Origin of the sequence: Limosilactobacillus kribbianus, from assembly GCF_026413145.1 — a bacterium.
GTDB lineage: Bacteria > Bacillota > Bacilli > Lactobacillales > Lactobacillaceae > Limosilactobacillus > Limosilactobacillus kribbianus.
In genome coordinates this window covers 1-7371 of the sequence record NZ_JAOVYZ010000065.1, presented here as the reverse complement: position 1 = coordinate 7371, position 7371 = coordinate 1, and the positions used below count along the sequence as shown (strand labels likewise).

At 47.6% G+C, this 7371-nt stretch carries 6 protein-coding genes; 3 read left to right on the top strand and 3 right to left on the bottom strand.

What is annotated here, in order from left to right; genetic code table 11:
* Positions 1–108 precede the first annotated feature (108 nt).
* Positions 109–336: a hypothetical protein gene (locus OCT58_RS09600; RefSeq protein WP_267202619.1), complete on the bottom strand. Its 228-nt coding sequence runs from the start codon at positions 334–336 to the stop codon at positions 109–111.
* Between the two features lie 827 nt (positions 337–1163).
* Here OCT58_RS09600 and OCT58_RS09595 point away from each other — a divergent pair.
* Together OCT58_RS09595 and OCT58_RS09590 are read left to right on the top strand one after the other, a co-directional pair.
* Complete coding sequence (locus OCT58_RS09595) at positions 1164–1532, top strand: hypothetical protein (RefSeq protein WP_072575185.1); 369 nt, start codon at positions 1164–1166, stop codon at positions 1530–1532.
* Positions 1533–2102: 570 nt separating this feature from the next.
* On the top strand, positions 2103–3290 hold the full coding sequence (locus tag OCT58_RS09590; RefSeq protein ID WP_267202618.1) for an ammonium transporter: 1188 nt from the start codon (positions 2103–2105) through the stop codon (positions 3288–3290).
* 44 nt (positions 3291–3334) lie between these two features.
* On the opposite strand, the gene OCT58_RS09585 is transcribed toward OCT58_RS09590, so the two are convergent.
* Positions 3335–4675 (bottom strand): FAD-dependent oxidoreductase, encoded by a 1341-nt coding sequence (locus OCT58_RS09585; protein WP_267202617.1) that lies wholly within the window; start codon positions 4673–4675, stop codon positions 3335–3337.
* Between the two features lie 226 nt (positions 4676–4901).
* Here OCT58_RS09585 and OCT58_RS09580 point away from each other — a divergent pair, with 226 nt between their 5' ends.
* Positions 4902–6884 carry a cation:proton antiporter gene (locus OCT58_RS09580; RefSeq protein ID WP_267202616.1) on the top strand — a complete coding sequence of 661 codons (1983 nt, stop codon included), beginning with the start codon at positions 4902–4904 and terminating at the stop codon, positions 6882–6884.
* Here OCT58_RS09580 and OCT58_RS09575 read toward each other — a convergent pair.
* Positions 6876–7235, bottom strand: a complete 360-nt coding sequence (locus tag OCT58_RS09575) for a DUF1304 domain-containing protein (protein WP_267202615.1) — start codon at positions 7233–7235, stop codon at positions 6876–6878. The two genes, OCT58_RS09580 and OCT58_RS09575, sit on opposite strands and share 9 nt — an antisense overlap.
* Positions 7236–7371: the final 136 nt, after the last annotated feature.

The window sequence follows — 7371 nt, the reverse complement described above, 5'->3', positions numbered from 1 at the left end:
GATAAAATAGTGGTGCTCATCAAGGTCCTTCTTTCTAATGGATTGTACGGTAACACCATTAAAGACCTTGATGGGTTTTTCTGTCCACTTAAATGTTCAACTTAAATTTTACAATCTGCCAAAATATAAAGTTGAACTTTTATTTTGGTAATTAAATCCAAGTTGGATTGAGATAATGTCCTCAAGTTGCCGTTGATTAACATCAATTAGTTCACCGCCAATTGAAATATGATTCCGAGTTCCAGATTGATATTCAGAATCAAAAGCAACAACGACTTTATTAGGATCTGTGTCTGGCAGTTGCCAATCATTAAAGGGTTTCTCTTTAATAATCAAGTTTCTTTCTCCTTTCTTTGAAATGCAAAAAGGCCACTTAACCAGCAAAATTATCGCTAATTAAGTGACCCAAATAATTAAATGAACAGAAAGTAGCACAAATAAAGTTACTCTCAATCGACCAGAATACCTGAAAGGCCGGCCATGCCGGCCAACTTATGTCGAAAATAATAAAAAGTGATAGTCAATCAGAACCGACTATCACTCTTCAGAGAATTTCAACACTCCGGTTACTCCAATCAACCAGAATACCTGAAAGGCCGGCCATGCCAGCCAACTTATGTCGAAAATAATAAAAAGTGATAGTCAGAACCGACTATCACTCTTCAGAGAATTTCAACACTCCGGTTACTCCAATCAACCAGAATACCAGGAAGGCCGGCCATGCCGGCCAACCTATGTCGAAAACAATAAAAGAGTGATAATCAATCAAAACCGACTATCACTCTTCATAAAATTCTCAACATTTCAGCTAACTTAGTTAGCTGAAACACCTAGAAGGCCGGCCAGCGCCGGCCAATTATATCGAAAGCACTAAATTCCTAATGAATTACTAGCTTTGTTGTAATAGTTTACTACAACATATATGGTAGAAATTAATTTATTAAGAACCAAAACAGCAGAGAAGACTGGCAACGCCAGTCTCTATCTAGTAATAAATTAATTTCTTTTATCTTTGATTCTTTCTCTTTTCTTTAAGTAGATTTTCGCATTATCTGTTATTTTGTCAACCCCCATATTGGGCATTCTTTAATAAATTTTAATATTTAAGTGCGACAAGTCGCACTTCTAGTTCCTCCGAAAAAGAAAAAATGGAGGACTAATCTATGAAAACTTACGACTACTTAAAGCAAGAATCAGAGGACGTGATAGACTTTATTCAAGAAAATTATACTATCCAAGAGCAACGTAGACTGCTTAATAGTAAGGATAATGATGCAATCGAATCGCTTTATGAACGTCTTTTCAACGAGGACTGTGTGACTGGCAATGGAAGTGGTTCTTACACATTTAACATACTGCAAGCCGAACAAAATCTAGTAGGAAATTGGACATTATTACAAGCAGCGATTGAAGAACTTTCACCAGAATTCGATATGCTTAAAGAAGGCCCTGAAGCTTGCGATGTCTTGATAAGAATCTACTTACTAAGCGAAGCAATTGAAGAGGCCGTAACTAAACTTCGAAAGAACTAATGCAAAGTATGAAAGACCTTAATAATAATTAATCGCTTCAAAACTACTACTCATCAATTCAATTATTTATTAAATTTGTACTACAAAAATGGATAAGCCAATTTTACCAAATTTATAACGGATGAAAGAATAATTAACATGACAAATACTGAACGACTTAGCTATATTAATAACAATAACTTACATATTGAAGAACACACTGCAATCTTAGTGAATACAGCAAATTTATTGGACAATCCATTAGATCCCGAAGTATATGTTGACGAAAACACAACAGAAACATATTTGATTTTATCCACTTCAAACAGCAAACAACTAATTAAGGTGGATTATTTCACCTACAAGTGCAGGCGCGATCCTATAATTACGGTATTACTTAATTGTAATACTGCTATACAGCGAACGCATGGCAGGCGGCTAATATATTCTTAACCAAACTGTCCCAGATACTAATCATTTTTCAGAGTGAAAGCACTTCACACAAATGATTCCACGGTATTTCGCACAATCCATTGTGACTGCTGCGCAAAGATGGTAGATTATTCCCAACAATACGAGGAGATGGTCTACATGTCACAAGCAAACACATTATTCGTCATGATTGCTAGTATTCTGGTGTTACTGATGACGCCAGGGTTAGCATTTTTCTACGGTGGTCTAATCAATCACCGGCATGCCAATAATATGCTGCTCACTATTTTTATGATGTGTGGATTGGCCGTCATTCTGTGGATTACGGTCGGTTACTCCCTCTCGTTCTCCGGCAACCACTGGGGGATAATCGGCAACCTGCATAACATACTGATGATTAACGTCTCCATTAACGCAGTCACGAAAACCGGGATCCCGATCGGTGACTACACCATGTTTTTTATGATGTTCGCAATCATTACCCCGGCGATCTTTTGCGGGTCGGTGGTTGGTCACGGACGTTTTAACTTCCTAATCATCTTCACGATCTGCTGGTCGATCTTCGTCTACTACCCGCTGGTCCACATGGTTTGGGCACCGCACGGCTTCCTCGCCAGCCTCGGGGCGGTTGACTTTGCCGGTGGCTTGGTCGTCCACGTCAATGCCGGGATCACCGCCTTGATCCTTTCCGCATGGGTCGGCCGCCGCAAGGAAGTCTACGCCCAACACAACAACCTTTCCTGGGTCCTAATCGGGACAGCGCTATTGTGGATCGGCTGGTATGGCTTTAACGCCGGATCCGCCTTGGCCGTGGATGATACCGCGGTTCAGGCCATGTTAACGACCACGATTGCCTGCTCAACGGCAATAGTTACCTGGATGCTGCTGGACCGCTACCGGTTGAACCACGTTACCCTTGCCGGTGTTTGCAACGGGGCCGTCACCGGGCTCGTCGCCATTACTCCCAACGCCGGCTATGTTACACTAGGTGGTTCGATGATCATCGGCATGGTCGGGGCCATGATCAGCCAATCGTTTATTACCCAGGTTAAGCCACACTTAGCGATCGATGATGTTATTGACGCATTTGGCTGTCACGGAATCAGCGGCATCTGGGGAAGTATTGCGACCGGCATTTTTGCGAGTCACCAGATCAGTGGCCAGGTCCCCAACGGCCTACTATTCGGCGGTGGCTTCCACCTGTTAATCATTCAAACGGCGGTTACATTGTTAACGATCACCTTTATCACCATCATGGATATAATCCTGATCAAGGCCCTGACGATTGCGCTCCCCGTCTCGATTGACAACAGGAAATTAGCCGCGGTTCAGAGTAAGAATGCATAGAAATAAGGCACTAGCGCCAAATTCATGAAGCTAGTACCTTATCTTTATTTCACCGGCTTCTTCAATAAATCATTGAAGCCTTCGCTGATCGTCGGGTGGGTGTAAATCTGGTCGCGCAGCATGGTGTATGGGAGCTTGGCCCGCATTGCGAGGGCGACCATGTTAATGATCTCGTGTGACTCAGGGGCGTAGATCGTCGCCCCGATAATTTCTTTTGTCGCCGGATCAACCAGCATCTTCAACATCCCCCGCTGATCCTTCAGTACTTTCGCCTTAGGAATGGCGGCAACCGGCAGCTTGAATAGCTGGTAATCCTTCCCCGCCGCCTGGGCCTGCTTTTCGGTTAAGCCCACCTGTGACAGTGGCGGCTCGATGAAGACGCTAGTCGGAACCACACCCCGGTTGGTCGTCTGGCGCGTCCCGTCACCAAAGAGTTCGTCCTTGATGATCCGGAAGTCGTCTAACGAAATGTAGGTAAACTGGGGACCGCCCTTTGCGTCGCCGATGGCCCAAACATTTGGAACGGTAGTATGAAGATGAGGATCAACCTTGATTGCGCCCTGGTCCGTCAACTGGATGTCGGTATTTTCGAGGCCCAGGTTTTCGGTAACAGGGTGACGACCGGCCGCCACGAGGATTTTATCAGCCGAAACGCCTTGCTCGTTCCCCTGCTCTTCGTACCTAACCACCGCTTGACCGGCCTCGTCCGTGACCTTTTTAATCGCAACACCCATCTTGATCTCAACGCCGAGCTTCGCCAGGTTTTCCTTTACCATTGCCGCCACGTCATCATCTTCACGAGGCAGGAAAGTTGCATGGTGATCCAGCACTGTGACCTGCGCGCCGAAGCTGGCAAACATCGCCGCAAATTCAAGACCAATATAGCCCGCCCCGATAATCACCAGCCTAGCGGGTAGTTCCGGCAGTTCCATCGCGGTTGTTGAGGTCAGGAGTGCTTGACTATCCTTCAGGCCGGGAATTGCGGGGATATTCGGGGTCGCACCGGTATTGGTAAAGATGCGCCCGCCCTCATATTCTTCGGTTCCGGTGGCCGTTTCAACCGCGATCGTATGGTTGCCGGTAAAATGAGCGGTCCCATCCAACACCGTGACCGTCTCCTCGTCCGCCAGCATATGGTAATTCTTATTCCGTAATTGCGCGACCATCTCTATTTTTCCCTTAATAGCCGTCGCAAAGTCGGTTCCCCGTGCCGCTTCCGTAACCAACCGCTTCGATGGCAAGCAGGCAATGTTGATGCAGGTCCCGCCATACATCTGCTGTGACTTTTCCACCACTAATACCTCTTCGCCACGCTGAGCTAAGAACTTGGTAAGCGTCTTGCCACCCTTGCCAAACCCAATCACAATATTCTGAACTTTCTTCATACTAGCCGTCCTCCGATCATATTTGCTTTTGATTATACCAGTCAACGGCTAATTGTCATTTTATTTGCCTGATGCTTTTTACCTTAGAGACTAACAAAGCTGGGAGACGTTTATGATCAATATAAGCCACAACATTTTTCAAGCCATTTAGTCAGTTCCACCAAAATCAGAAATCGTTAATAATTGTTTTAGCCATATTATTAATCTTTAAGGTGGTGTTTTTTCATTGGCTTTACTATTGGGAATCATTTTGCTGTTGACCACGGTCGTCGTGGCCAACGTTATTCACCTGATCTACCCTAAGATCCCACTCTCGATCTACCAGATCATCGCTGGGGTGCTGCTCGCCAGTCTGCCGACCACGGCGACTGATTTCACGATGCATCCAGAAATCTTCATGATGGTGATCATCGCGCCCTTAATGTTCAACGACGGGCAAAACCAGTCGCTTACCTACCTTTCGCGCAACTTCCGATCAATCCTCTCGATTGCAGTGGTATTGTCCTTGGTAACCGTCATCATTGCCGGGACCATCCTTCATCTGGCAATGCCGCAGACCTTCTCGTTTACCCTAGCCTTCATGCTCGCTGCCATCATCACTCCGACTGATGCGGTGGCGGTTAAGTCGATCACCACGGGGATGTCGGTTCCCGAAAACGTCAACGGAGCCCTCGAATATGAGTCGCTCTTCAACGACGCCTCCGGAATCGTCCTCCTCGACCTTGCCCTAGCTTCCTACCGCTCGGGGGACTTTTCAGTCGGCCACGGTCTGTGGATCTTTGTCTACGTCTTCTTCGGGGGGATCATCTTCGGAGCAATCATGGGCCTTCTCTTGATCAAACTGCGGACCCAATTGATGCGATCCCACGTCGACATCGGCTCGATCGTCATCCCTATCAACGTCATGACCCCAATTGTCGTTTACTGGCTGGCCGAGGAACTCCACTTCTCCGGCATTCTCGCCGTGGTGGCCGCCGGTGTAGTACATAGTATTCTCTATAACCGTCTGCGCCTGACCTCGACCAAGGTCCAGATGGCCACCACCACCACTTGGACAATCATCAGCGACGCGCTCAATGGGCTGGTCTTTGTCCTCCTCGGAGTCCTGCTCCCTCAGGTTCTCAGAAGTACCAGCTTTCCCAACTTAGGACGCCTCTTCGTGATCTCGCTGGTTCTCTACCTGATCATGACCCTGCTGCGGTACTGCTGGGTCCGCTTCCGACTGGTCCGGATCGGCTCAGCCAATGACCAGCTCAACCGTGACAGCATCCTGATGGCCATCGGGGGGATCCACGGGACAATCACCCTGTCACTGGCCTTTTCATTGCCGGTAATGATCAACCACCACGCCTTCGCCTTTCGGAACTCCATGATCCTGATTGCGGCGATCGTCATCCTCATCAGCCTGCTGGTCGGGGCGATTGTCTTCCCGCTCATGTTGCCAGCTAAGTCGCAAAGCTACACGCCAGAAGAATTTCACCGTCAGCTCATCGCCACGATCCAATACGCCATCAACCAGTTGCGGACCCAGACGGAGGACTCACGGGAAAGGGCAATTGTCATCGACCAGCTCAGCACCCAGATGAACCAGTACCACCAGTTCAATAAGCAACGTTTTACCCAGCTGATGAGCCGGGCTCATAAGGTCGAAATGCAGACCCTGGACCAGCTAAATGCGGACGGGGCCATCAGCGATCGGGAGGCCGCCATGTATGCTCACTTTGTCAATCGATCAATCTTCCGCTCACCGCAGCATCAGCTGACCGAATTCACGAGCCTCTTCTGGCACCGCCTCAAGTGGCATTTCTTCCGGAAGCGCCACCTCCGTTCGTACCACCCGGACATTATGCCCGCCGCCAGTCACAAACAGACAGTGCAGGCCATCAAGCAGCAACGTCAGGCTATTTTGAAGGTGCTCACAATCGTCAACAACAATGTGGATGAGTACCTTCATTCGGTGGAGAACACCACCAATGCCAATGAGGTCGCAATGGTCCGCCGGGTCTTCTTCCAGCAGAAGCAACTCTTCAGCCATAGACAGGATCTCGATTTGGACATGATCACCAACCTCTCGATTGAGGCCTTCCAGTGGGAGCACAGCTTTGTTCAGGAACGCTTGGCCGCTGGAAAACTCTCGCAGGAGCTGGCAAACGCCTTGAACGAACAGATTTCAACTGATGAATTAGTCTACTCCCAGTCCCTAGATTAAAAAAGTAACCAGCAAGGCAAGGGCGGCCGGCAACAGTTGCACCAGCCAGATCTTCCGGGTCGCCGTCATTCCCCCGTACAAGGCCACAACCACGATGAAGCCTAGTAACAGACGCAAAACTATAACCAAGACGGCGCCGTGAAAGAGCAAAAAGCTGAGGATCAGCAGAACGCCCAGCATCCCGTTATAGATCCCCTGATTAGCCAGCGCCACGCGGGCCGGTGCTTGCTTGACATACTCTAATGGCATGTCAAATGCTTGGGCCTGTTGCTGGGGTGTGCCAAACATCTCCAGGAGCATAATCCCCAGGTGCTCGACGGCTACGATTAAAGATAAAATCAGCATTATCATATTAATTTTCTCCTCCTAAATTTCAAGAATAAGTTAGCCACTGGACTCAAATAAATAATACTGACCAATTGATTATTGGTTGATGGAGCTGTGATATCTCTTGGTAGAAGGCCTTACGATAGATATCCATTGACGA